The sequence below is a fragment of the Sphingobium sp. B2 genome (assembly GCF_007693735.1).
Taxonomy (GTDB): Bacteria; Pseudomonadota; Alphaproteobacteria; order Sphingomonadales; family Sphingomonadaceae; genus Sphingobium; species Sphingobium xenophagum.
Map to the genome: position 1 here is coordinate 3,196,322 of NZ_VDBZ01000001.1, position 24,446 is coordinate 3,220,767.

Annotated in this window: 19 protein-coding genes and 3 pseudogenes; 10 read left to right on the forward strand and 12 right to left on the reverse strand. The window is 63.3% G+C overall.

Going from position 1 to position 24,446, the window contains the following annotated elements; all coding sequences use genetic code 11:
* Positions 1 to 194: 194 nt before the first annotated feature.
* Complete coding sequence (locus FE851_RS15600; RefSeq protein ID WP_409994491.1) at positions 195 to 1,106, forward strand: acyltransferase family protein; 912 nt, start codon at positions 195 to 197, stop codon at positions 1,104 to 1,106.
* Between the two features lie 33 nt (positions 1,107 to 1,139).
* Here FE851_RS15600 and FE851_RS15605 read toward each other — a convergent pair whose 3' ends face one another.
* Positions 1,140 to 1,679, reverse strand: a complete 540-nt coding sequence (locus FE851_RS15605) for a hypothetical protein (RefSeq protein ID WP_145203870.1) — start codon at positions 1,677 to 1,679, stop codon at positions 1,140 to 1,142.
* Positions 1,680 to 1,744: 65 nt separating this feature from the next.
* A pseudogene (gene purD / locus FE851_RS27320) lies at positions 1,745 to 3,134 on the reverse strand (phosphoribosylamine--glycine ligase).
* Between the two features lie 7 nt (positions 3,135 to 3,141).
* Here purD and xseA point away from each other — a divergent pair.
* Genes xseA through FE851_RS15630 form a run of 3 tightly spaced genes read left to right on the forward strand, consistent with a single transcriptional unit; the run spans position 3,142 to position 5,704 of the window.
* Positions 3,142 to 4,635: an exodeoxyribonuclease VII large subunit gene (gene xseA, locus FE851_RS15620; RefSeq protein WP_145204506.1), complete on the forward strand. Its 1,494-nt coding sequence runs from the start codon at positions 3,142 to 3,144 to the stop codon at positions 4,633 to 4,635.
* A 20-nt stretch (positions 4,636 to 4,655) separates the two neighbouring features.
* Positions 4,656 to 4,868, forward strand: coding sequence for a DUF2093 domain-containing protein (locus tag FE851_RS15625; protein WP_145203873.1), 213 nt, complete (start codon positions 4,656 to 4,658; stop codon positions 4,866 to 4,868).
* Positions 4,865 to 5,704: a M23 family metallopeptidase gene (locus FE851_RS15630; RefSeq protein WP_145203876.1), complete on the forward strand. Its 840-nt coding sequence runs from the start codon at positions 4,865 to 4,867 to the stop codon at positions 5,702 to 5,704. The genes FE851_RS15625 and FE851_RS15630 overlap by 4 nt, the downstream gene beginning before the upstream one ends.
* A 5-nt stretch (positions 5,705 to 5,709) precedes the next feature.
* On the opposite strand, the gene FE851_RS15635 is transcribed toward FE851_RS15630, so the two are convergent.
* Complete coding sequence (locus FE851_RS15635; RefSeq protein WP_145203879.1) at positions 5,710 to 6,252, reverse strand: hypothetical protein; 543 nt, start codon at positions 6,250 to 6,252, stop codon at positions 5,710 to 5,712.
* Between the two features lie 395 nt (positions 6,253 to 6,647).
* Here FE851_RS15635 and FE851_RS15640 point away from each other — a divergent pair, with 395 nt between their 5' ends.
* On the forward strand, positions 6,648 to 9,743 hold the full coding sequence (locus FE851_RS15640) for a TonB-dependent receptor domain-containing protein (RefSeq protein ID WP_145203882.1): 3,096 nt from the start codon (positions 6,648 to 6,650) through the stop codon (positions 9,741 to 9,743).
* A gap of 81 nt (positions 9,744 to 9,824) precedes the next feature.
* Here FE851_RS15640 and FE851_RS15645 read toward each other — a convergent pair whose 3' ends face one another.
* Positions 9,825 to 10,859, reverse strand: coding sequence for a hypothetical protein (locus tag FE851_RS15645; RefSeq protein ID WP_145203885.1), 1,035 nt, complete (start codon positions 10,857 to 10,859; stop codon positions 9,825 to 9,827).
* 84 nt (positions 10,860 to 10,943) lie between these two features.
* Here FE851_RS15645 and FE851_RS15650 point away from each other — a divergent pair, with 84 nt between their 5' ends.
* Positions 10,944 to 12,251, forward strand: coding sequence for an aspartyl/asparaginyl beta-hydroxylase domain-containing protein (locus tag FE851_RS15650; RefSeq protein WP_409994505.1), 1,308 nt, complete (start codon positions 10,944 to 10,946; stop codon positions 12,249 to 12,251).
* Between the two features lie 75 nt (positions 12,252 to 12,326).
* Positions 12,327 to 12,578 carry a hypothetical protein gene (locus tag FE851_RS15655; protein ID WP_017182960.1) on the forward strand — a complete coding sequence of 84 codons (252 nt, stop codon included), beginning with the start codon at positions 12,327 to 12,329 and terminating at the stop codon, positions 12,576 to 12,578.
* A 38-nt stretch (positions 12,579 to 12,616) separates the two neighbouring features.
* Here FE851_RS15655 and FE851_RS15660 read toward each other — a convergent pair.
* Positions 12,617 to 12,913, reverse strand: a pseudogene (locus FE851_RS15660) (ATP-dependent chaperone ClpB); the annotation flags it as partial.
* Positions 12,914 to 13,018: 105 nt separating this feature from the next.
* Positions 13,019 to 15,373 (reverse strand): annotated as a pseudogene (clpB, locus tag FE851_RS15665) (ATP-dependent chaperone ClpB); the annotation flags it as partial.
* 331 nt (positions 15,374 to 15,704) lie between these two features.
* Between clpB and FE851_RS15670 the strand changes: the two are divergent.
* From FE851_RS15670 to FE851_RS15680, 3 genes are all read left to right on the forward strand, one after another.
* Positions 15,705 to 18,587 (forward strand): M16 family metallopeptidase, encoded by a 2,883-nt coding sequence (locus FE851_RS15670; protein WP_145203888.1) that lies wholly within the window; start codon positions 15,705 to 15,707, stop codon positions 18,585 to 18,587.
* 111 nt (positions 18,588 to 18,698) lie between these two features.
* Positions 18,699 to 19,001, forward strand: a complete 303-nt coding sequence (locus FE851_RS15675; protein ID WP_026002359.1) for a hypothetical protein — start codon at positions 18,699 to 18,701, stop codon at positions 18,999 to 19,001.
* 100 nt (positions 19,002 to 19,101) lie between these two features.
* A complete protein-coding gene (locus FE851_RS15680) occupies positions 19,102 to 19,596 on the forward strand; it encodes a MarR family winged helix-turn-helix transcriptional regulator (protein WP_145203891.1) in 495 nt (164 codons plus the stop codon).
* 111 nt (positions 19,597 to 19,707) lie between these two features.
* Here the strand turns inward: FE851_RS15680 and pal are convergent, their stop codons facing one another.
* The 6 genes from pal to FE851_RS15710 form a co-directional block, all read right to left on the reverse strand.
* Positions 19,708 to 20,217: a peptidoglycan-associated lipoprotein Pal gene (gene pal, locus FE851_RS15685; RefSeq protein WP_026002361.1), complete on the reverse strand. Its 510-nt coding sequence runs from the start codon at positions 20,215 to 20,217 to the stop codon at positions 19,708 to 19,710.
* Between the two features lie 118 nt (positions 20,218 to 20,335).
* Positions 20,336 to 21,670, reverse strand: a complete 1,335-nt coding sequence (tolB, locus tag FE851_RS15690) for a Tol-Pal system beta propeller repeat protein TolB (RefSeq protein ID WP_145203894.1) — start codon at positions 21,668 to 21,670, stop codon at positions 20,336 to 20,338.
* The gene (locus FE851_RS15695) at positions 21,667 to 22,641 is read right to left on the reverse strand and encodes a cell envelope biogenesis protein TolA (RefSeq protein WP_145203897.1); all 975 of its coding nucleotides are present in this window, start codon (positions 22,639 to 22,641) and stop codon (positions 21,667 to 21,669) included. Before FE851_RS15695 ends, tolB begins: the two co-directional genes overlap by 4 nt.
* Positions 22,642 to 22,647: 6 nt before the next feature.
* A complete protein-coding gene (gene tolR, locus FE851_RS15700; protein ID WP_145203900.1) occupies positions 22,648 to 23,106 on the reverse strand; it encodes a protein TolR in 459 nt (152 codons plus the stop codon).
* A gap of 118 nt (positions 23,107 to 23,224) precedes the next feature.
* Positions 23,225 to 23,932: a protein TolQ gene (gene tolQ / locus FE851_RS15705; RefSeq protein WP_017182969.1), complete on the reverse strand. Its 708-nt coding sequence runs from the start codon at positions 23,930 to 23,932 to the stop codon at positions 23,225 to 23,227.
* Positions 23,929 to 24,399, reverse strand: a complete 471-nt coding sequence (locus tag FE851_RS15710) for a YbgC/FadM family acyl-CoA thioesterase (protein WP_130754623.1) — start codon at positions 24,397 to 24,399, stop codon at positions 23,929 to 23,931. The genes tolQ and FE851_RS15710 overlap by 4 nt, the downstream gene beginning before the upstream one ends.
* Positions 24,400 to 24,446 lie beyond the last annotated feature (47 nt).

Sequence of the window (24,446 nt, forward strand, 5' to 3'; positions counted from 1 at the left end):
CATCCTGGCAGTCTTGAACCCATTTGCAGTTGGGCGAAAGCCATCGGAAGAATTGGTCTGTGCGTGTCGTTTAACGGGATGTTTAAGACATGGGCGGTAGCCAGTTTCTATCCAGATTATCGGGGACATAGGGCTATCAGGTGACGAAAAATCCGTCTGTGGACCTGATTAAAGCGGTGCTGATTCTATTCGTCATGGCTGGGCATGCCATGGAACTGACCCATCAGGCGCATCTGGCAATGTGGGTCGGGGCGGGTTTTCGCATGCCGTTGATGATCGGCATTTCGGGCTATCTGCTCAATCTCGTCCGCACGCGACATGATCCGGCAGAGCGAATTTTTGGTCGCTATGCCAATCGCATTCTACTGCCATGGATGGTCGCGCTACTCATATATATACTGGTTAGCGGCTGGACAGTGAGTTGGACCCTGCCGATCGAGTTACTGCTGCGTCCGCCATTTCATCTTTGGTACATACCGGTCCTGTTCTTCCTGATCCTGGTGACGCGACTGGTGCCTTTCTCGCCGCTCCAGTTGCTTGCCGTCGGGACGCCGATCAGCCTGGCGATCATGTATTGTTTTGGACTGGGGCATGGCGCGATCGGCGACAGTCTGTTGTCGCCCGACAATCGCTTCCTGCGCTTTCCTGTCTATTTCTTCTTCGGAATGCTGGTGGCGGAGCGAGGGTTGCCGAGCCGTTATCTGGGGGTGGTATTGCTGACCGGTGCGCTGGGCATGATATGGTGGAGCACCCTCCAGGGTAGCGACAACGACTTGGCCTTCGTGCCTGCGCGGTTGCTGATGTGCCTGGGGTTGATCGCACTGTTGCCGCGCTTGTCAGCCTTGCGACTGTCGTTTGCGCCCCTCAATGCGCTCGGGCGGGACAGTTTGTTCTTCTATCTGTGGCATCCCCTTGTGATGGCGGTGTTGATGATGGCGGGAGCAGATACTCTCCCCATGTTTGTGCTGTCGCTCGTGCTGCTGGCGGTTGCCAGCAAGTCGACGGCACGCCATGCGCTGGTCCAGCGGTTCGTCGGCAGTAGAGCGGCGATGCGTTCTGCGTCAGCGCCAATCGGGCCGGACACTGTTCCGGCCCGCGCTGCTTAGACTGCGATCAGGCGCGCGTTACTAGAAAGATTCTTACAGCTTGCCATATTTGGCTTCGAAGCCAGCGATGTCGCCTGCGGCGAGATATTTGGCTTGGTCGATCCACTGGTCGCGGACCGGGCGGCCCTTGAAATTGCCGAGTTTGGCGTCGATCGCGGCGAGGTCCGTGTCGGTCCAGGCGGCGATCTGGGCGAAGCGGGTGACGCCGAGTTCGATCAGCAATGTCTTGAGCTTTGGTCCCACGCCCTTGAGGCGGAGCAGATCGTCGTCGGCTTCCGGTGCAGCCGTGGCGGCGGGTGAGACCGGCATGGGTTCCGGCGCTGGTTCGGGGGCAGTCGCGATCGGGGCTATCGGGGCTATCGGCGCGGCCACGGGCTCGACCGGCGCGGCAACGGGGGGCGCGGGTGTCGGCTCTACCAGAGCGGCAGGCGGGGTCTGGGCGGGCGGCGTGGGTGCGATGTCTTGCGGGGCGTCCTGCGCCTTGTCCTTGCCGGACAACAGAAAGACGAGGCCGATGATCACCAGCAGCCCGATCAACAGCCACAGGCCATAGTCCATGAAAAATTCCTGCATCGCGCGCTGCCTTTCGTGATTATGCCGTGCCTATGTAAATAGGTGTCGCCCCGGACGGCAAGGCTTCATGCCTGTTCGCGGGCGACTTCGCGCCAGCCGATGTCGCGGCGGCAAAAGCCGGTGGGAAAGTCGATGGCGTCGACTGCGGCGTAAGCTGCCGCCTGCGCCGTGCCGACCGTATCGCCGGTGGCGGTCACATTGAGGACGCGGCCGCCATTGGCGACCAGCGTGCCGTTCTGATCGGCGGTTCCAGCGTGGAACACCAGTGCGCCGCCAGCCTGCGCCGCGTCGATGCCGCTGATCGCGCCGCCCTTTTCCGGGGTGCCGGGATAGCCCTTGGCAGCCATGACGATGGTGAGAGCGGTGCGATCGGCCAGCGCGACTGGTCCCTGGCTGGCCAGCGTGCCCTGGGCGACGCTGAGCAGCAGGTCGACCAGATCGCCGTCGAAGCGCATCATCAGCACCTGACATTCGGGATCGCCGAAGCGGGCATTATATTCGATCAGTTTCGGCCCCTGATCGGTCAGCATCAGCCCGGCGTAGAGCACGCCTGAGTAGGGCATGCCCTCGGCGGCCAAGGTGGCGACGGTCGGCCTGATGATCGTTTCGATCACCTGGGCTTCGAGTTCCGGGGTCAGGACGCGCGCCGGGCTGTAGGCGCCCATGCCGCCGGTGTTCGGTCCGGTGTCGCCATCGCCGACGCGCTTATGATCCTGCGCAGAGCCAAAGGGCAGGATGGCGGTGCCGTCGGTCAGAGCGAAGAAGCTGGCTTCCTCGCCGGTCATGAACTCTTCCAGCACCACTTCCTCGCCCGCCGCGCCGAACGCGCCGGAGAACATGGTGTCGCGTGCGTCCAGCGCTTCATCGCGCGTTGCGGCGATGATCACGCCCTTGCCCGCGGCGAGGCCATCGGCCCTGTCTCTTATACACATCTAGATGTGTATAAGAGACAGTGTCGAGTGCGTCCAGCGCTTCATCGCGCGTTTCGGCGATGATCACGCCCTTGCCCGCGGCGAGGCCATCGGCCTTGATCACCACCGGCAGCGCGAAATCGTCCAGCGCGGCAATCGCGCCATCCTTGGACGTGACGCGGACATAGGCGGCGGTCGGAATGTTCGCGCGTTTGCACAGATCCTTGGTAAAGCCCTTGGACCCTTCGAGTTGCGCAGCCTTCTTGCCGGGGCCGAATACCGGCACGCCCATGGTGCGCAGATTGTCGGCGAGGCCATCGACCAGCGGCGCTTCCGGGCCGATCACCACCAGCCCGATCGAATGGCGGGTGCAGAAATCCAGCACGGCGCGATGATCGGTCGCGGCAAGGTCGACCAATGTCGCGTGCTGGGCTATGCCGGGGTTGCCCGGCGCGGCATAGAGCGTATCGAGCCGGGGCGATTGCGCCAGCTTCCACGCCAGCGCATGTTCGCGGCCGCCGCCGCCAAGCAAAAGGATGTTCATGTCGCCCATGTCCCCGGAATATGATGCCTATGACAGTTCGGGCCGCCTGTTAGCGGAGGAACGGGCGGGCGACAACGCGCCGCCGCTATCGGTCAGCGAATTGTCGGGGATGCTCAAGCGCACGGTGGAGGATCGTTTCGGCCATGTGCGGCTGCGCGGCGAGATTTCCGGGTTCAAGCGGGCGGCGTCCGGGCATCTCTATCTGGCGTTGAAAGACGATAATGCGGTGCTGGACGGGGTGATGTGGAAGGGCGGGGCGCAGCGGCTGGCTTTTGCGCCCCAGGATGGGGTGGAGGTGATCGCCACCGGCAAGCTGACCACCTATCCCGGCCGGTCGAAATATCAGATCGTGATCGATCGGATGGAGTTGGCGGGCGAAGGCGCGCTGATGGCGCTGCTGGAGAAGCTGAAAGCGAAACTGGCGGGCGAAGGGCTGTTTGCGGCGGAGCGCAAGCGGCGGCTGCCCTTCCTGCCGCGCACGATTGGCGTCGTGACATCGCCCACGGGCGCCGTCATTCGCGATATTTTGCACCGGCTGGCGGATCGTTGCCCGACCGATGTGCTGGTCTGGCCGGTGCTGGTGCAAGGGCAGGGGGCTGCCGAACAGATTGCGCGTGCGGTGCGCGGATTCAGCGCGATGGAAGCGGGCGGGCGGCTGCCCCGGCCCGATCTGGTGATCGTGGCGCGCGGCGGCGGATCGATCGAGGATCTGTGGAGCTTCAACGAGGAAATCGTCGTGCGCGCAGTCGCCGACTGTTCGATTCCGATCATATCCGCGGTCGGGCATGAAACTGACACCACGCTGTGTGACTATGCCGCCGACATGCGCGCGCCCACGCCGACGGCGGCGGCGGAACTGGCGGTGCCGGTACGGGCGGACCTGCTGGCGATGCTGGGCGAGATGGGCTTGCGTGCCGGGCGCGCGGTACGGCGCGGGGCGGGGCAGGCCAGGGAAAGGCTTGAGATGCAGGCGCGGCTGATGCCGACGCCCGATATGTTGCTGGCGCCGCAGCGGCAACGGCTGGATCAACTGTCCGATGCGCTGGGCAGCGGCTTGCGCCACCGGATTGCGGATGCGCGCGCGCAACTGGGGCAAGCAGGCGGGGCGTTGCGACCCGCGCTGCTTCAGCAATATCTCCAGCGGGCGAGCGAGCGGCTGGACCGTTTGCGGCCACGCCCTGACTATCTGGCGCGCGTCTATCGCGACCGGGCGACGGCGCTTGATCGGGTGTCGCGCCATTTCGCCTCGCTTGATCCCGACCTGCCGCTGGCGCGGGGCTATGCGCGGGTGATGGCCGACGGGCGGCTGGTTCAGTCGGTCGCAGCGGCGCAGGCCGCAGGCGCGGTGACGCTGCATTTCCGGGACGGGACGGTCGATGCGACGGTCGGGGATGGCGGGGCATCGCTTGAGAAGCCCGCCCCAGCCGCTATATCTGCTCCACCACGCCCGACGCGCAAACCGCGCGGGGCGGAAGAGCCGCAGAAGGATCTGTTTTCGTGAAGCGCCAGAAGGTCTGACCCATGTTGATGTCCAACAGCGATCGTGTCGCCCGGCTCCATTATATGGCCTATAGTTTCCGCGTGCTGCAGGCGGGCGATCATGTGCTGTGCGCGGTGACCGGCCAGAAGATCGCGCTTGAGGATCTGCGCTATTGGAGCATCGCGCGGCAGGAACCCTATGCCAATGCGGAAGCCTCTGCGCGGGCCGAAATCAGGGCGAATGGCGGCCGATGAGGCACTGGGCGGCGGTACTGCTGATTGCGCTGGCGGGCGTTTCCGCACCTGCCGCACCCTTGCCCGACCGCGCCGACTTCACGATCAAGGGGGCGGCGACGCAGGGTGGCGTGCTGCTGGGCACTGCCCCTGCGGGCACGGTGGCGTTGACGTTGGATGGCAAGCTGGTCCCGGTCGATGGCGATGGCCGTTTTCTGATCGCGTTTGATCGCGACGCCGGGCCGACCGGGCAACTGACCGCCCGCTTGGCCGATGGCCGCACGCTTGACCACCCGATTGCCATTGCTCCGCGTGCATGGCGGATCGAGCGGATCAATGCGCCGATGCGGCCCACCAAAAGCAGTGAGGCGTTTCTGGCGCTGCGCAAGCCGGAACTGGAACAGATCGCCGCAGCGCGCGCGGTGGTGACTGACGCAACGGGTTGGCGGCAACGGTTCGTCTGGCCGCGAGTGGGGCGTATATCGGGCCTGTTCGGGGCGCAGCGCATCTATCAGGGGACGGCTGGTGCCTATCATGGCGGGGTCGACGTGGCCGGGGCGACCGGTGCGCCGGTCGTAGCCCCGGCCGACGGCGTGGTGATACTGGCCGCCGACAAGCCTTTCACGCTGGAAGGCAATTTGCTGATGATAGACCACGGCCATGGCCTGAACAGCGCGTTCCTGCATCTGTCGCGCATTGATGTGAAGCTTGGCGATCATGTATCGCAGGGACAGCGTATCGGTGCGATCGGCGCGACCGGGCGGGCTACTGGCCCGCACCTTCATTGGGGGATGAAATGGAATGACGCGCGGATCGATCCGCTCTTGCTCGCCGGGCCGATGCCCAGCGGGCAATAACCTCGTCAGCTTATCCGCTTCATCCTTACGGCGCGACCGCCATCGACCTTGCCCATGAAACTGCCCATGGCGGCGCGTTTCAGTTCGATCGACTGGCCGACCTTGGGATCACGCGCGGTCATCGCTTCGGTCGTGATCCATAGCGCGCCGTCGTCCAGCCCGATCTGCCATTTGCCATAGCCTAGGCTGCGGACCGATGCGATCACCGCCTGGATATGGGTGACGCCTTCCTCGGCTGGCGCATCTTCCTTGTCGTCGCCACCCCCAAGGAAGGGCAATTTGGGGAAGGAGAAGCCGAACAGGGTCTTGCGCGTCTTGTTCAGTTCGCCCTTGTCCAGCACCACCACTTCATCGCGTTGCGCCGCAGCATCCATTGCGCCGACCTGCCGGTCGAAACAGGCAAGCCGTTCCGAATCGACTGTGATCGTCCGGCATTTCAGGAGGTCATTGAAAATTTCGGGTCGGGGCTGTTGCCGTTGCGGCGCAGCGGAAGATTGGGCCGCGATACAGAGCGGGACCAGCAAAAACAGTGCGCGCAAGCCCGCCATAAATCGTCTCTCCATCGCGTCGGACACATTGTTCCTCTACAATGCACCCGCCAGAGGCAAGGTCAATATGCGCCTGCGAACGCCATCCAAGCATGCGCAACGCCACAATAGGGCTGCCTTGTTTGGTCGCGCGGCATGATTGCTGCATGGCGTAGGACCGCCGTGCAACTATATTGCTAACCACCTGTAAAACAGTCATGCCACGTTGATGTTGCATTTATGATACAGGGGCGTTCAAAAGCGGTGAATGCCCTTTTCCCCGGCTTTACAGCGCCGTTCGCCCCGCGCAGTTTCCCCCTATCCATATGGGGGGATCGCTGTCGGGCACCATGTCCCCCTGTAGGTGCATTAGAGTGGCAGGCCATCTGCCAACCTCCAGAGCAAGGGACTGGACCGTGAAGACATTTTCCAAAAGGGCACTTTTGCGTGCCAGCGTCGCACCCGCGATTCTGGGCGCGTCGCTGATCGCGACCGCCGCCATCGCGCAGGACGCGCCGCAGGCTGCCGATGCCGAAATGGGCGACACCATCATCGTTACCGGGTCGCTGATCAAGAACCCCAATCTGGTGCGTTCGACCCCGGTTACGGCAACCACCGCCGACCAGATCGAACTGAAGCAGAACAACACCGCCGAAGAAATTCTGCGTGAAATTCCGGGTATCGTCCCCAGCATCGGTTCGGCGGTGAACAACGGCAATGGCGGTTCGTCCTTCGTCGACCTTCGTGGTTTGGGTAATAATCGCAACATCGTTCTATTGGACGGTTTGCGCTTAACCCCTGCTGATCTTCTGGGGCGTTTCGATCTCAACAACGTGCCTGTGGCATTGATCGAACGTGTTGATGTGCTGACGGGCGGTGCGTCAACGACCTATGGTGCTGATGCGATTTCGGGCGTCGTCAACTTTGTAACGAAGACGGATTTTGCTGGCCTTGAGGGAACAGTTTCGAATCAGTTGACGGAAGATGGCGACGGCAACTATTTCCGCGCTGATATTACTATGGGCGCCAACTTTGATGACGGTCGTGGTAACGCGGTGTTCAGCGTTGGGTATCAGCAGGCTGATCCAGTATATCAAGGTGCTCGCAGCTTCTCTGTCAATCAGATCGATTCTTTCACTGGCAATGCTGGTGGTTCGGGAACGTCGGTGCCCTCACGTTTTTCGGGCGTCAATGCACTCGGTCTTGATACGGTGACTGATGGATGTGGCGAAACTGGGCAGCCAGATTGCGTTGTTACCCAAGGAACGCGGCAGGTTAATGCTGCTGGCGATGCTTTTAGGCCGACATCGGCTTTCAGCGCATTTAACTTCAATCCTTACAACATCTTCCAAACGCCGTTTGAGCGTTTCAACATGTTTGGTTCGGCGCGCTATGAAGTTAGTGATGCCGTAGAAGTGTACACTCGTGGGGTGTTCTCGAAAAATACCGTCAAGACGATTATTGCACCGTCGGGTTCATTTGGCGTTGCGGTGACGGTTCCTCTTAGCAACCCTTATCTCACCGATGCGTTACGTAACGGTTTCTGCCAATTCGATACCAATCCAGGTGTCGGATACACGCCTCGTTTCACATCTGCCGAGTGCGCTGCGGCAGCAACGGCTACCGATCCTAACGATCCTAACTATCGTGAGGTTACAACGCAGCTTTCCCGCCGTGCGGTCGAAGTTGGACCACGCATCAGCGAGTTCAAGACGACTTATTTCGATTACAGCGCAGGCTTCCGTGGCGGCATCACCGACAGCATCGACTGGGATGTTTCCGGTTCATATGGCGAAAGCGAGAATGTCCAGTCGCAGACCGGTTATACTTTCAATTCGCGTGTAATCGATTCGCTGTACGCGACCAACACGACTTCATGCTTGCCGGGAACTGCTGATGGTTGCGTCCCTGCCAACTTCTTCGGCCCTGAAGGGTCGCTGAACGGCGACATGACCAACTTCCTTACGGCCGGGCGTACTGCTTCGACGGTTTCGACCGTGACGTCGTTGGCGCAGGTTCGTGGAACTATTTCGGGTGACTTGGGATTTGTCGTTCCGTCAGCTTCCGAACCCGTGGCATTCGCGATCGGTGGCGAATATCGCAAGTACAAGGCATCGCAGGTTTCCGACCTGCTGTCGCAGTCGGGTGACTTGGGTGGTGCTGGCGGCGCTGCTCCGAATATTAACGGCGGCTACGACGTATATGAAGCCTACGGCGAACTCATTGTGCCGCTTGTGCAGGACAAGCCTTTCTTCCAGAGCCTGACCTTCGAAGGAGGGTTGCGCTATTCCAGCTATACAGTTGAAGCGCCAGGGAAGCCGGGTTTCAAGACCACGACTTGGAAGGCTGGCGGGAGTTGGGAACCGGTCGATGGCCTGAAGTTGCGCGGCAACTATGCTCATGCCGTTCGCGCACCCAATATCTTTGAGTTGTTTAACCCCTTCACGACCGGCCTGACCAACCTTGCTACTGACCCTTGTGCGTCGCTTGATGACGAGGGGGCTGTTATTGCTCCGGCTCCAACGGGTGCAGTTCGCGATGTCTGCATCGCGCAGATTGTTAATGGTGGGGCATCGGCCGCTCAGGCTGCTGGTTTGCTTGGTACGATCGGTGTCCCGACTGCTGGGCAAGCGAATGCGTCGTTTGGCGGTAGTCTCGATCTGAAGCCGGAAACTTCAAATAGCTGGACGCTGGGCGTCGTCGTGCAACCGGCTTCGTTGCGTGGTTTCTCCGCGACACTGGATTATTATAATATCGATGTGAAGAATGCGATCACCTCGCCGACTCCGGGTGACGCGATCCATGCTTGCTTTGATAATCCAAGCACCACGAACAATGCTTGTACGGTCATTGTCCGCAACCCGTTGACCGGCCAGTTGAGCGGCGACCCAAGCGATACGCCGGGTCTTTTCCTGCCGACAACCAACCAAGGCAAGCTGCGTGCGCGAGGGTTTGACCTCAGCCTGAACTATTCAAAGGACGTCGGTTTTGCTAAGCTCGCACTGAGCTTTGTCGGCAACTATACGCTTGATCAGAAGTTCCAGGCGATCCCAGGCGCAGTGTTCCGCGAATGTGTCGGCTATTACAGCGTCAACTGCGCTTCGATCCAGCCCAAGTTCCAATGGTCGCAAAGGACTACGTTGGGTTTCAAGCACTTTGATGTGTCGCTGTTGTGGAGGCATATCGACGGTGTAAAGCAGGAACCATTGGACGCCGACGCAAGCGATCCGTTCGCTTCTGGTCCGGCTTACTCCGGTCCGGTTGCAGCTTTGGGTGGCAAGACTTATAACTTTGGAAAAATCAAATCTTACGATTATTTTGATCTGACAGGTCGTTTCATGGCTTCTGATAACGTGACACTCACGTTGACAGTTCAAAATATGCTCAACAAAAAGCCGCCGATCGTTGGTAATACGGTCGGGTCAACTTCCTACGATAGTGGCAACACCTATCCATCTACCTATGATGCACTGGGACGTCGTTACGCGGTATCTGCGAAGTTTAACTTCTGATCCACAAGAGATTGGACTATAGTGAGGGGGCCGGTGGCGACACCGGCCCCCTTTTTCGTGGGCGAAAGCAAGGCGGGCGAGTTAGTCGATCAATGATCGGGGCAGGTGCAGCGCAATGCCCGCATTGTCCGCCATCACCGTCGCCCAATGGGTCACCTTGGCAATCTCGTCGGCATGCGCCTCCACACCGCGCTGGGCAGCCTCGGCGCGCTGGCCGGGCGTGAAGGCCGCGCCATTTTTAGCGTCGCGGGCAAAGACCGGGCCATTGGCGATTGCGCGAACCCTCGCATCGTCCAGTTGCAGCCCGAACAGCCGTGCCAATGCAGCGAGGCTCTCGGTCGGCCTTGCGACCAGCGTTTCGCTGTCCAGCGTGGCGACCCGCGCTCCCAGTTGATCGCATAGCGTGTGGAACTGATGCTGCTGCGCCAGCCAGCCGACGGCGGCGACCTGAATATCGGTCAGTCCCAGATAGTCTGACGGGGCGATGCCCAGAGGGGTGATCATCCCTTCACGCGCCAGCTTCTGGAACAGATCGCGCACCCACAGCCGCCCCCACAGCCCTTTGCGCGCGATCGAGGCGAGATAGGGTTCGAGCGGGGCATGGAGCAGGAGGGCGCGCGCACCGGGGCGCAAGCTCATGATCGCGGGGATCAGCGGATTGATGACGTTCGAGGGCTTGACGACCACGGCCTCGCCTGGCCCGAAGGGGCGGGCCAGCAGGTGCAGGCTTGCGTCCAGCACGCGGGCAACCTCCGGCCCCTTTGCGCCGCGATGTCGCCAGCCGATCAGGTCATTGAGCAGCACCGGTTCCTTCAGGCCCATCGCGACGCCCGGAATATCCATTGCGGCGGCCAGCAAGGTCGAACAGCAATAGGCCGAATGAAACAGGAAATGGATCGGCGCGCGAGGCGGCCCCTGCATCATGGCGTCGCCCAGCCGCAGCACGAGAGGCGCGTCGGTCGCGCCCAGATACTCGTCGGTCAGGAAGGGGATATCGCCATGCCGTGCGCGTGGCACAAAGCGCATATGGACTGCGTCATGCCCCGGATCGTAGCGATGGGCCAGCCATTGGGCGTCGCGCACGATGTCGCGGATCGCAGGATCGGGGGAGCTCATGACGACCAGCCTTCGCATGGCTTTTCGGGTCATTCAAGCCGCAGGACTTTCCCTTACTTGCCCCTGCGCGCACTTGTGGTAGCGATGATGGACAAGAAGCTGGGGGGCTTTATGGACGGGGCTGTTGGTCGGTTAGTGCAGCAAGCGGCGGAGGCGCGGCGACAGGGGCGCATCACGGCGGCCGAGCAATTGCTGGGCGACGCATTGAAGCGACAGGCAGGGGAGCCGCAGGCGCTCAACCTGCTGGGGATGATTGCGCTCGACCGGCGCGATTTTGCAGCGGCCAGCGTGCATTTTCGCGGTGCCGCGGCGGCTGATCCCAGGGAGGCGGCGCTGTGGATGAACGTGGCGTCGGCAGAACGCGGCCTTGGCGCGGCGGAAGCGGAGCGAGCGGCGCTACAGGCGGCGATCGACATCGACCAGCGCAATTTGATGGCGCAAATCCGCATGGCGCAACTCCAGCAACGGCTGGAAGAAAGGCAAGCGGCAGCAGACAGCTGGAGCAAGGCGCTGGCGCTGTCAGCGGGACTGACCGACCTGCCGCCTGCATTGGCAGACATATTGGCGCAGGCACGGGACTTCGTTACAGCCCATCAGGCGCAATTCGCCGCTTTTGTCGAGGCGGGGGTCGCGGCCCAGTTGAAGGCATCGGACGGGGTGACGCAGCGGCGCTTTCAGGCTTGCCTGGACCGGGAGTTTGGCCGCCGGACCATCTACCAGAATCACTGTTCGGGTTTGCATTACCCGTTCCTGCCCGCCGACGAATATTTCGACCGGCAGCATTTCCCCTGGATGGACGCGCTGGAGGCGCAGACGGACGTGATCCGCGCCGAATTTCTCGCCATGGTGGACAAGCGTGGCGACGCGATCCGCCCCTATGTGCGACAGGATGCAGGAACACCGCAGAATAAATGGACCGCACTTGACGGGTCGCTGGACTGGGGGGCGGCGTTCCTGTGGGAATATGGCGTACGAAACGAAGCGGTGTGCGCCGCCTGCCCGCAGACCGTCGCGGCGCTGGAGGCTTTGCCGCGGGCCGACATTCCGGGGCGGGCGCCGTCGGCCTTCTTTTCCCTGCTCAAGCCGCGCAGCCGGATTCCGGCGCATACCGGCGTCACCAATACGCGCGCGATCATTCATCTGCCGCTGATCGTGCCGCCGGGCTGCTTCTTTCGCGTTGGGGGTGAAACGCGGGCATGGCAAGAAGGGGTCGCCTTCGGCTTTGACGATACGATCGATCATGAAGCCTGGAATGACAGCGATCATTTGCGGGTCGTGCTGATTTTCGACGTATGGAACCCGCATTTGTCGCTTGCGGAGCAGCAACTATTGAAGCAATTCTATGCCACGGCTGATGCGAGCAAGACGAATAACGTCCCGCCGCGCATCTGATCGACGACATGGAGGCTGGCCCATTCGGAGAGAGGGGATTCGCACTGTCGTCATTCTGGGAGAATTAGAGTGCATATGTTGAAGGCAGTGATTGCGTCCAGCCTGATCGTTCTGGCGATGCCCGCAGTGGCGCAGGACAAGGCTCCGCTGGACAAGAATGATCCCAATGCAGTGCGGTGCAAGCGGTTTCAGGTCACTGGTTCGCTGGTGAAGAAGGAACGCATCTGCAAGACCAACGCCGAATGGCGGGCGATTTCCGAGCAGCAGAACCGGGATGCCGATGACATCATCACCCGCAGCCGCGCCGGGATGAACCCCAACGGTTGAAGCACGGGAGGGGGCATTGCCCCTCCCGCACGATAGCCTCAAGCGACGCTCAAAACCAGCGCGCCGTCGCCATCTTCCACCCGGACGGTCGAGCCATCCGGCACCTCGCCGCGCAGGATCAGGTCGGCCAGCGGGTCTTGCAGGTAACGCTGGACTGCGCGCTTCAATGGCCGCGCGCCATAGACCGGGTCATAGCCGACCCGTCCCAGCCATGCCCGCGCACCGTCGGTCAGGTCGAGCATGATCTGGCGATCCTTGAGCAGCTTCTGCACGCGGGCGACCGGAATATCGACGATCGGCGCCATATGCGCGACGCCGAGGCGATGGAACAGGATCTGTCTCTTATACACATCTAGATGTGTATAAGAGACAGCTGCAAGACCCGCTGGCCCTGTCTCTTATACACATCTAGATGTGTATAAGAGACAGTCCTTGAGCAGCTTCTGCACGCGGGCGACCTGAATATCGACGATCGGCGCCATATGCGCGACGCCGAGGCGATGGAACAGGATGATCTCGTCCAGGCGGTTGAGGAATTCGGGGCGGAAATGGCCGCGAACGACCTCCATCACCTGCTCCTCGACCTTTTCGACCGGATCATCATCGCCCAGCGCCGCGATATACTGGCTGCCCAGATTTGATGTCAGCACGATGATCGTGTTGGTGAAATCGACCGTGCGACCCTGCCCGTCGGTCAGCCGGCCATCGTCCAGCACCTGGAGCAGGATGTTGAACACGTCGCCATGGGCCTTTTCCACCTCGTCGAACAGCACGACCTGATAGGGGCGGCGGCGGACGGCTTCGGTCAGCACGCCGCCTTCCTCATAGCCGACATAGCCCGGAGGCGCGCCGATCAGGCGGGCGACCGAATGTTTCTCCATGAATTCGCTCATGTCGATGCGAACCATGGCGTTTTCATCGTCGAACAGGAAACCGGCCAGCGCCTTGGTCAGCTCCGTCTTGCCGACGCCCGTGGGGCCAAGGAAGAGGAAGGAGCCAAGCGGGCGATTGGGGTCCTGTAGCCCTGCGCGGGCGCGGCGCACGGCGGTGGACACGGCCCTGACCGCGTGGGCCTGGCCAATGACGCGCTTGCCCAGCGTTTCTTCCATCGCCAGCAGCTTCTCGCGCTCGCCGGTCATCATCCGCTCGACCGGAATCCCGGTCCAGCGGGCGACGACCCCGGCAATATCCTCTGCGGTCACTTCCTCGCGCAGCATCGCGCCTTCGGACGCGGTCGCCGCTTCCGCCAGGCGCTTTTCGAGGCTGGGGATCGTGCCGTAGGACAGTTCGCTCATCTTCGCGAGGTCGCCGGCGCGCTGTGCCTGTTCCAGTTCGAGCCGGGCGGCGTCGAGCTGTTCCTTGATCTTCGCTTCGCCGGCGATCTTGTCCTTTTCCGCCTGCCAACGGGTGGTGAGTGCAGCGGATTGCTCCTCCAGATTGGCAAGATCGGTTTCCAGCGTCGCCAGCCGGTCGGCCGAGGCCTTGTCGGTTTCCTTCTTGAGCGCCTCGCGCTCGATCTTGAGCTGGATGATGCGGCGGTCGAGATTTTCAATCTCTTCGGGCTTGGATTCCACTTCCATCCGCAGGCGCGACGCGGCCTCGTCCATCAGGTCGATCGCCTTGTCGGGCAGGAAGCGGTCGGTGATGTAACGGTTGGAAAGCGTCGCGGCAGACACCAGCGCGCTGTCAGTGATCCGCACGCCATGGTGTAGTTCATATTTTTCCTTCAGGCCGCGCAGGATCGAGATGGTATCCTCTACCGTGGGTTCGCCGACGAACACGGGCTGGAAACGACGCTGGAGCGCAGGGTCCTTTTCGACATGCTTGCGATATTCGTCGAGCGTCGTCGCGCCGATGCAATGCAGTTCGCCGCGTGCCAAAGCGGGCTTGAGCAGATTGCCCGCATCCATCGCGCCTTCGGATTTGCCCGCGCCGATCAGCGTGTGCATTTCGTCGATGAAGAGGACGATCTGTCCTTCGGCGGCTTTGACTTCGTCCAGCACGCCCTTCAACCGTTCCTCAAATTCACCGCGATATTTGGCGCCCGCGATCAGGCTGCCCATGTCGAGCGCCATCAGCGTGCGATCTTTCAGCGTATCGGGCACGTCGCCATTGGCGATGCGCAGCGCGAGGCCTTCGGCGATTGCGGTCTTGCCGACGCCGGGATCGCCGATCAGCACCGGGTTGTTCTTGGTGCGGCGGGCTAGGATCTGGATGGTGCGGCGGATTTCCTCGTCCCGGCCGATGACCGGATCAAGCTTGCCGCTGCGCGCCGCTTCGGTGAGGTCGCGGGCGAATTTCTTGAGCGCATCATAGCGATCCTCAGCGCCGGCCGTGTCGGCGCTGCGGCCCTGACGCAGTTGGTTGATCGCGGCGTTGAGCGCTTCGGGCTTGACCCCGGCGGCGGCGAGCGCCTTGCCCGCAGCCGTCGTGCTGGCCAGTGTCAGCGCCAGCAGCAGCCGCTCGACAGTGACGAAGCTGTCCCCGGCCTTCGTCGCGACCTGTTCGGCCGAATCCAGCACGCGAACGGCATCATTGTCGAGGCCCGGCGTTTGCTGCGCGCCGCTGCCGGAGACCGATGGCACTTTGGCGAGGGCGGCATCGGTATCACGCAGCGCGATGTCGGGCGCGCCGCCTGCGGCCTTGATCAGACCGGACGCCATGCCCTGCTCATCTTCCAGCAATGCCTTGAGCAGATGTTCCGGACTGATCCGCTGATGGCTCATGCGGATCGCGACGGTTTGCGCCGACTGGAGGAAGCCTTTGGCGCGGTCGGTGAATTTTTCGAGGTTCATGACTTACCTTCTTGAAGCCCTGGGCTCTTTATCAAACTGCGGCTCATGTGGTGTTGCCAAAAGGCCACACAAGAGGCACTACGCAATTTCCACCCAAATCCTTATCAGTCTGGCGCGCGGGCGAGGGCGTAATGGACGCGCGGGCCAGGCACCGAAGCGAGCAGGGGCGGGCGGCGGAGTCGGTACAGCCCTTATAGTCGATTGATCGTCGGGAACCTATCGCGACCAGCCGCGCTGTCCAGCGTCATGCGTATTGCGCTGCTAAAACGCCCCGCTATTCTAGCGCCCTTCGCGGGCGCTTCGTCCTGCTGCATTTTCTCTGAGGTTGTCCATGACCCTTTCCCCCCTGTCGCGTCGCCTGTCCCTGCTGATCGGCCTGTCGGCCATGGCGCTGACCCCGATGACGCAGGCGGTGGCGCAGACCAGTGCGACCAGCGCCGCGCCAGCGCCGCTGTCCAGCCTGGTGGCGGCGGTCGATATTCCCTATGAACAGTTCACGCTGAAGAACGGGCTGCGGGTCATCGTCCATACCGACCGCAAGGCGCCGGTCGTCGCGGTTTCCGTCTGGTATCATGTCGGGTCGCGGTTCGAACCGGCGGGCAAGACCGGCTTTGCCCATCTGTTCGAACATCTGATGTTCTATGGCTCCGAAAATGCCGACGGGCCGTTTTTCGGGCGGCTGGAAGATATTGGCGCGACCGACTGGAACGGGACGACCTGGTTCGATCGCACCAATTATTTCGAGACGGTGCCGACCGGAGCGCTCGACCGGGCGCTGTTCCTGGAGTCCGACCGGATGGGCCATCTGCTGGGCGCGGTGACGCAACTGAAGCTGGATACCCAGCGCGGGGTCGTCCAGAATGAAAAGCGCATGGGGGAAAATGAACCCTATGGGCTAGTCGAATATGCACAACTGGCCGCGCTGCTGCCCGAAGGGCATCCCTATCGCCATTCGACCATCGGGTCGATGGCGGACCTTAACAACGCCAGCCTGGGCGATGTGCAGACCTGGTTCAAGACGCATTATGGCCCGAACAACGCCGTGCTGGTGCTGGCGGGGGATATTGACGTGGCGACCGCGAAGAAGAAGGTCGAACGCTGGTTCGGCAATATCGTCGCCGGTCCCCCGCCGCAGGATGTGGAAGCGACCGTGCCGACGCTCGACAAGGATGTCGAGAAGGTGATGCATGACAATGTCGCGGCGACCCGTCTCTATCGCAACTGGGTGGTGCCGGGCGTCAATGGCGCGGACCTGCCCGCGATCGATCTGGCGCTGTCGGTCTTTGGCGGGCTGGCATCCTCTCGCCTCTACAACACGCTGGTCCGCGACGAGAAGGTGGCGGTGGGCGTCAAGGCCAATGTCCAGCCGTTCGAGAAGCTGAGCATTGCCGAGATCACGGTCGATGTGAAGCCGGGGACGGATGCGGTTGCGGTGGGCAAGCGGCTCGATGCGCTGCTGGCGGACTATCTGGCCAAGGGACCGACCGCCGACGAGGTACAGCGGGCCGCGACCCGGCAACTGGCGGGGACAATATCGGGGCTGGAACAGGTGGGCGGCTTTTCGGGCAAGGCGGTGACGCTGGCCGAAGGGGCGGTCTATTCCAACGATCCGGACAAATATCGCAAGGATCTGGCCGCTTATGCCGCCGCGACGCCAGCGCAGGTGGGCGAGGCCGCGCGCAAATGGCTGGGGCGGCCAGTGTTCCGCCTGACGGTGGCGCCGGGCGAGCGATCGGCCGCCGACAATGCGCTGGCGGGGAATGTCCAGGCCGAAGGGGCGACCCACAAGCCAGCCCATTTCCGTGATCCCGCCGCGCCCGCGCCAGCCGCGGCGACGCCGCCTGCGCCCACGAAGATTGCCGAACCGCCGATCGAGCCGGTCGCTGATCTGGATTTCCCCGCGGTCGAACATGCCACGTTGAAGAACGGGATTGCGGTGCAGTTTGCGCGCCGGGCGACGGTGCCGGTCGTGCGCGTGTCCGTGGCGTTCGACGCGGGCAATGCGGCGGATGACCGGGCCAAGCTGGGGACCGCGGCGCTGACGACGGCGCTGCTGGACGAAGGCACGACGACGCGCAGCGCCCTGGAGATCGCGGAAGAGCAGGAGCGGCTGGGCGCGTCGGTGAGTGCGGGCAACAGCATGGACCGGACGACGGTGGGCCTGTTTGCGCTCAAGCCCAATCTGGACGCATCGCTGGGGCTGCTGGCCGATGTGGTGCGCAATCCGGCGTTTGCGCCGGGCGAGGTGGAGCGGCTGCGCGGGCAGATGCTGACCCGGATCGCGGCGGAAAAGACCGAGCCGACGGCGATCGCCCAGCGCATGTTGCCGCCGCTGCTCTATGGCAAGCTGCATCCCTATGGCATCCCGTTCACCGGGTCGGGCACCGAAAGCGGGGTCAAGGCGGTGACGCGGGCGGACCTGACCGCCTTCCACGATCGCTGGCTGCGGCCGGACAATGCGACGATCTTCGTCACGGGCGACACGAGCCTGGCTGAATTGCTGCCGCTGCTTGAAAAGCGCTTTGGCGACTGGAAGGCGCCCGCGACGCCCAAGGGCAGCAAGCTGTTCCGCATGGACCGGATGGCGCGCCCGCCGCGGATCATCCTGATCGACAAGCCGCAAAGCCCGCAGTCGATGATCCTGGCGGGCGTGCTGACAGCCAAGAAGGGGACCGACAATCCGGTCACGCTCCAGTCGGCCAACGAAGTGCTGGGCGGCAGCACGACGTCGCGCCTGACGATGGATCTGCGCGAGACGAAGGGTTGGGCCTATGGCGCGGGCACGTCGCTGCCCGGCGTCAAGGACACGATTCCGCTGCTGGTCTATGCCCCGGTCCAGACCGACAAGACGGGCGAATCGATCATTGCCGCGCGGCAGGACATTAAGGATTTCCTGACGACCAAGGGCACGACCGAGGCGGAGCGCAACCAGACGATCAACGGGCAGATATTGTCGTTGCCCGGCAGCTTCGAGACATCGTCCGACCTGCTGGGCGCGATGATGCGCAACAGCCTGATCGGGCGGGCCGACGATTTCTACGAAACGCTGCCCAATATCTATCGCGCGATGACCGCCGCCGATTTCGACAAGGCGGCGCGGGAGGCGATCAATGCCGACGGGCTGATCTGGGTCGTGGTCGGCGACGCGAAACTGGTTCGGCCGCAGCTTGACGCGGTGGGCCTGCCGGTCGAGGTGGGAACATTGGCCGATTGACCGGCATTCAGTGCGGACGGGCCTGCAAAAGCGTTCCGTCTGGACTGATTGGCGATCAATCGGGATTTGAGGGTACGCATCGTTGAATGATGCTTTGATGGAGTGATGATGATGGCAAGTGTCGATGGCGCCTATGACTGCGTAGCCAAGACGCCGATGGGCGACCAGAAGGGTGTGTTCACCGTGGTCAGCAGCGGTGACCGGTTTAACGGCACCTTTGCGGGCATGATGGGATCGCTCGACGTGGTCGATGGCAAGGTCGCGGGCAACAGCCTGACCTGGAAGATGGAAATGACGATGCCGATGCCGATGACGCTGGAGTGCGAGGCGGAAGTCAGCGGCGACGCCATCACCGGGACGATGCAGTTGGGCGCGTTCGGGGCGTCGGCCTTTACCGGCACGCGGCGGGCCTGAGCCTGTGGGGTCCGGCCTGACCGGACCCCATGAAGCCGACACTAAGCTGAACACCTATAACGGCCTTGCCCGATTGTGTTTAGTTAGCTAACTAATGGACATGAAGAAGCGGGATGCCGGACGGGCCTTGTTGCATTTGCTGGGGCCGGTGGCGCGGGGGTGGCGGCAGGCTGCCGACGGGGCGCTGGCAGGGCTGGGCGTGTCCGGCAGCGCAGGCTGGTGCCTGGTGCATCTGGCCATGGAGGGTACGCCGCCGCGACAGGCGGAACTGGCGCAATGGCTGGACGTCAGCGCGCCGTCGCTGGTGCGGACGCTGGATCAATTGCAGAAAGCAGGCTGGATCGAGCGCGTGGCCGATGCCGATGACGGACGGTCCAACCGGGTGGCGATGACCCCGGCGGGCAAGGCTCTGGCAGGCGAGATACAGGCGCGGCTGGACAGGCTGGGCGGCGAATTGCTGAGCGGCCTGCCGGATGGGGCGATCGAGATCGGGGCCGAACTGCTGGGGTTGATGCGGTTGCGCATCGCCGAAGAAAAGCTGGCGCAGCTATTGGCCGATGGCCGCGACGATCCCGGCGTCGACGCCCGGCCGTGACGCTGGAAGGGCGCGACTATCCTGTCATGTCCTGATGGCGCGGGCCCAACAGAAAAAAGGCCCGCCGGTCGGGGACTGGCGGGCCTTTCGATCATATTGGGCGACGGGCGATCAATATTGGATCGTCACCGTCACGGCACGGCGGTTCTGCGCCCAGGAGGCTTCGTCCGAGCCGAGCGCGGCGGGGCGTTCCTTGCCATAGCTGACCGTGGTGATGCGGCTGGGATCGATGCCGAGCGAGGCGAGATAGTTTTTCGCCGCATTGGCGCGGCGTTCGCCCAGCGCGATATTATAGTCGCGGGTGCCGCGTTCGTCCGCATGTCCTTCGACCGTGACGCGCACGGCAGGATTTTGTTGCAGCCAGGCGGCCTGGCTTTGCAGCGTCGCCTGATCCTCCGCATCGATATCATATTGATCGAGGCCGAAGAAAATCCGGTCGGACGAGACCGACGCGACGAAATCTTCCTGGCTGCCCTTCACCGGGCCGGTGGGTCCGGTCGATCCGACCGGTTCGGTCGTGGCCGGGCCGGGCGCGGGCGGCAATTCGGCAGGCGGCTTTTTCGAGCAGGCGGCCAGCGCGATGATGGCGGTAGCCATGACCAGCGTTCTAGACAATTTCATCGGGGGTCTCCTTTGGTTGATCCGGGCACCGCCCGCCGGGACGGTGTCAGGGTCCGTGATGTTCGTTACGCTGTCAAGACGATTGGGTTCCATCCCGACCGCCAGGAGCGCGCTATTTTCAGGGCAGCAATGGTCCCCAGGCAGGGTCGGAACCACTGAGAGGGGTGGGGATGCGGCGTTCGTTCACGCCGGTCAGGTCGACCTGCCACACCTGGCTCGTCCCCTGCTTGCCGGGCGATGTGCGGAAGAATTGCAGCACCCGGCCATTGGGCGACCAGGTCGGCTGTTCGTCCTGCCAGCCATTGGTCAGGATCCGCTCATTATCGCCAGTGGGCGTCATCACCGCGATCTTGAAATCGCCAGCCATCTTGGTGAAGGCGATAAGGTCGCCGCGCGGCGACCATTCGGGCGTCGCATAGCGGCCGCCGCCATGGCTGATCCGGCGCTGGTTGGAGCCATCGGCGTTCATGACATAGATTTGCTGGCCGCCCGACCGGTCGCTTTCGAACACGATCTGGCTGCCGTCTGGCGAATAGCTGCCGCCCACGTCGATGCCCGGCGACGTGGTCAGGCGGACGGGGGTACCACCGCTGGCGGGCACGCGATAAATGTCGGTATTGCCCGCAATCGCCATCGAAAAGAGGATATTGCGCCCGTCCGGCGACCAGCGCGGGGCGAAGGTCGGGTTGTTGCTTTCGGTCACCAGCCGCTGCTGGCCAGCGCCAATGTCGTAGATATAGAGGCGCACCCGGCTGCCCAGATAGCTGACATAGAGGATGGATTTATAGTCGGGCGAAAAGCGCGGGGTGAGCGCCATCGACTGGCCATTGGTGATGAAGCGATGGTTCGCGCCGTCGCTGTCCATGATGGCGAGCCGCTTGACCCGCGCACCCTTCGGCCCGCTTTCGGCGATATAGGCGATGCGGCTGTCGAAGAAGGGGCTTTCGCCCGACAGGCGCGCATAGATGGCGTCGGCGCATTTATGCGCGGCGCGCCGCCAGTCGCGCGGGGCGACGACATAGCCTTGGCGGGTCAGTTCCGGCTTCAGCGCCACGTCATAGAGGTAGCAGCCGACGGTGATGTCGGCTTCCCCGCCGCTGGTGCGGACGAACCCCTGTACCAGCGCCTGATAGGCGCCCCATTTGTCGAATTGCGGAAAGGTGACTTCGGCAAAGGGAATTTGCGGCAGGCCGGCGGGACCGGACGGATCGAACAGGCCGGAGCCTTTCAGGTCCGAGGCGATGACTTCGGCGATCTTGCGGCCAAGTTCGGTGGCCGACCCGGCTGGCGTGTCGACCTCCTGCTGGGCGGGCATGGGGGGGACGGCGACCTTCACATTGCTGTCAATCTCGCCGGTCACGTCGACCGAGAGCTGGGCCATGGCAGGCAGGGCGGTGAGGGCGAGCAACGCGGCGGCCGCCACGCTCAGGCGGCGCAAAAGGGAGGGTTTCATCGGTTCAGCCTCGCGTCAAAGCGGAGTGGCCGGAGCCATTTCCATTGGTCGTAAAATTCGGGCGGCATGTTGCGGAAGGGGGAGGCAAGCTTGACCGCCTGAATCGCCCGTTCCGCATGGAGTTTGGCCTGGGGCCGGTTGCTGGCGGTGACGCCGAGCTGGTCGATCACCTCCGGCGTGCCGATCACCGCGCCGCTCTTGTCGAGCCGCACCTCAAGCAGGGTGACGAGCCGGTCCGCGTCCGCGCCCGAAGGCGGGCGCCAGTGCGGTTTCAGCTGACGGCGCAGTTCGGCGTCGAGCGCGGCCTTCTGCGCCGGGCCCATCGCGGTAGCGGGGGCTGGCGCGGGCGGTTTGCGCGGCGCGTCGGCGCTGGTGTCTATGCCCTTGAGGAAATCATCGCCCAGCAGCGATCCCTTGGGCTTGTCCGCCTTGCCCTGGCCCGATGCGCGCGCGGGCGTCTTGGCCGCAGGCTTGGTCGATGCCTTGGCGGCGGGCTTGGATGGCGCTGCGGCCTTGGGCTTTTCGGGCGCTGGTTTTTTTGGGGGCGCGGGCTTTTCCGGCGCTGGCTTGGGCTTGGGTTTGGGCGCGGCCTTGGCCACTTCCTTCTTGGGCGGGGCGGGCTTGGGCTTTGCTGGTGCGGCTTTGGGCTGCGGCTTGGGGGGCGCAGGTGTGGGCTTTGGCTGGGGTTTCGGCGGGACCGGCACCGGTTCGGGCGCGGGTTCCGGTTCCGGCGCGGGGGCGGCGTCCTGCGTTGGCCCCCGTTCGGGCGCGACGCTGGGCGGCGGGGGTTCGGCCGAAAGCTTGGGCGCGGTCGATTGCAGCGCGACCTCATCCACCATGGAGACTTCCATCGGCGGGGTCTTGAGCTTCAACGGGTTGGGGGTGGCCAGGAAGCCGGCCGACAGCAGCCCGAACAGCAGGACATGCCCCGCTGTCGCGACGCCAAGGCCGATTTTCTCCGTGCGCTCCATCGCTGTCTATTCCGTCCCGTCGCTGGCCGTGTCATCGGGCGAGGAAACCAGCGACACCTTGTTCAGGCCAGCCCGGTTGAGTTCGGCCATCACCCGCATGACCCGGCCATAGTCCAGCCCCTTGTCGGCGCGCAGGAAGATTGGCGGCGCGTCCGCCTTGCCCGCATTGGCCGCCACGATCTCCGCCAGGCGATCGGGCAGGTCGGCGTCGCTTACCGCATCTTCATCGACATAGGTCGCGCCGTCGCGATCGATCGACACGACGGTGGGCTTGGCGTCCTGATCCAGCCCCTTGGCACGGGTTTCGGGCAGGTTGACCGGCACGCCGGTCACCAGCAGCGGCGCTGTGACCATGAAGATGATCAGCAGCACCAGCATGACGTCGACCAGCGGCGTGACGTTGATGTCCGCCATCGGCGCGCGGCCACGGCCACGGCGGCTGGAGGGAGGGCCGGACATGGCCATTAGTCTCTCCGTCCCATGCTTGTCATCCCAGCGGAAGCTGGGATCCCGATTCTTTCTTCACGCGACGGCCAAGGGAGTGAGATGCCAGCGTTCGCTGGCATGACGGAAGAGAAATATTTCACCGTTGCGCCTCCAGTTCGCGGCTGAGGGTGGCGTAGAAGCCGTCGGCAAAGCGGGTCAGGCGCGATTCCATGCGGTTGATGCCATGGCTGAAGCGGTTATAGGCGATGACCGCCGGGATCGCCGCGAACAGGCCGATCGCGGTGGCGAACAGCGCTTCGGCAATGCCCGGCGCGACCACGGCGAGCGAGCTATTCTGTTCCGCCGCGATCGCGGTGAAGGCGCGCATGATGCCCCACACGGTGCCGAACAGGCCGACAAACGGCGCGACCGATCCGACCGTCGCCAAAATGTTGAGTCGGTCGGACAGCCGGTCAACCTCCGCCGCGATCGTGCTGGACATGGTCGTCGCCAGCCGGTCGCGCGTGCCGTCGCGGTCGATCACCTTCTGCGCGGTCGATCGACGCCATTCGGTGACGCCGGCGGCCATCACCTTCGCCGCGGGATAGTCCGCCTTGCCGCGCGCTTCGTAGAAGCGATCAATATCCTCCGCCTTCCAGAAATCCTGCTCGAAACTCTTGCTATGCTTGCTGGCGCGGCGGAGCGTCACGGAAAAGCCGATGATGATCGCCCAGGTCCAGATGCTGGCCAGCAACAGGCCCAGCATCACGCCCTTCACGACGATGTCGGCCTGAAGAAACAGGGCTAGCGGGGAAATGGTCGCGGCGTCGGCCACCGCGGCGACGTCTGGCAGGTTGAGGGTCATGGGTGGAAATCTTCCCCTTGGCAAAGGCGGCTGAAAATATCGGTCCAGGCTTTGGGTTGCCGTTGCGGGCGACCCTGCGGCGTCAACCAGGCGACCGATATGGTAGCGTCGGTCAACTGTTCTTCGGCGCGCATGACTGATTGATGAATGGCGCAGGTCGCCGCGCCCACCTGCACCACCCGGCTGACGACCATCAGGTCATCGTCCAGGCGCGCGGGGCGGCGGTAGCGGATCGTGAGGTCGGTGACGGCATAGACGCCGGTGCCGCTGTCATGGGCGGCGCGCTGGTCGATCCCGGCCAGGCGGAGCATGTCGGACCGGGCGCGCTCCATATAGCGCAGATAATTGGCGTGATAGACCAGGCCCGACAGGTCGGTATCCTCAAAATAGATGCGCAGCGGGAAGTGATGCACGGCAGCGACAAAGCGTCCGGTCGCCGGCATGGGCATCTGGTCTGAAACGGGCATGAGCGGCTTTTAACCATGGCGCACGGTTCAGGCAAAGGCGGAAACGT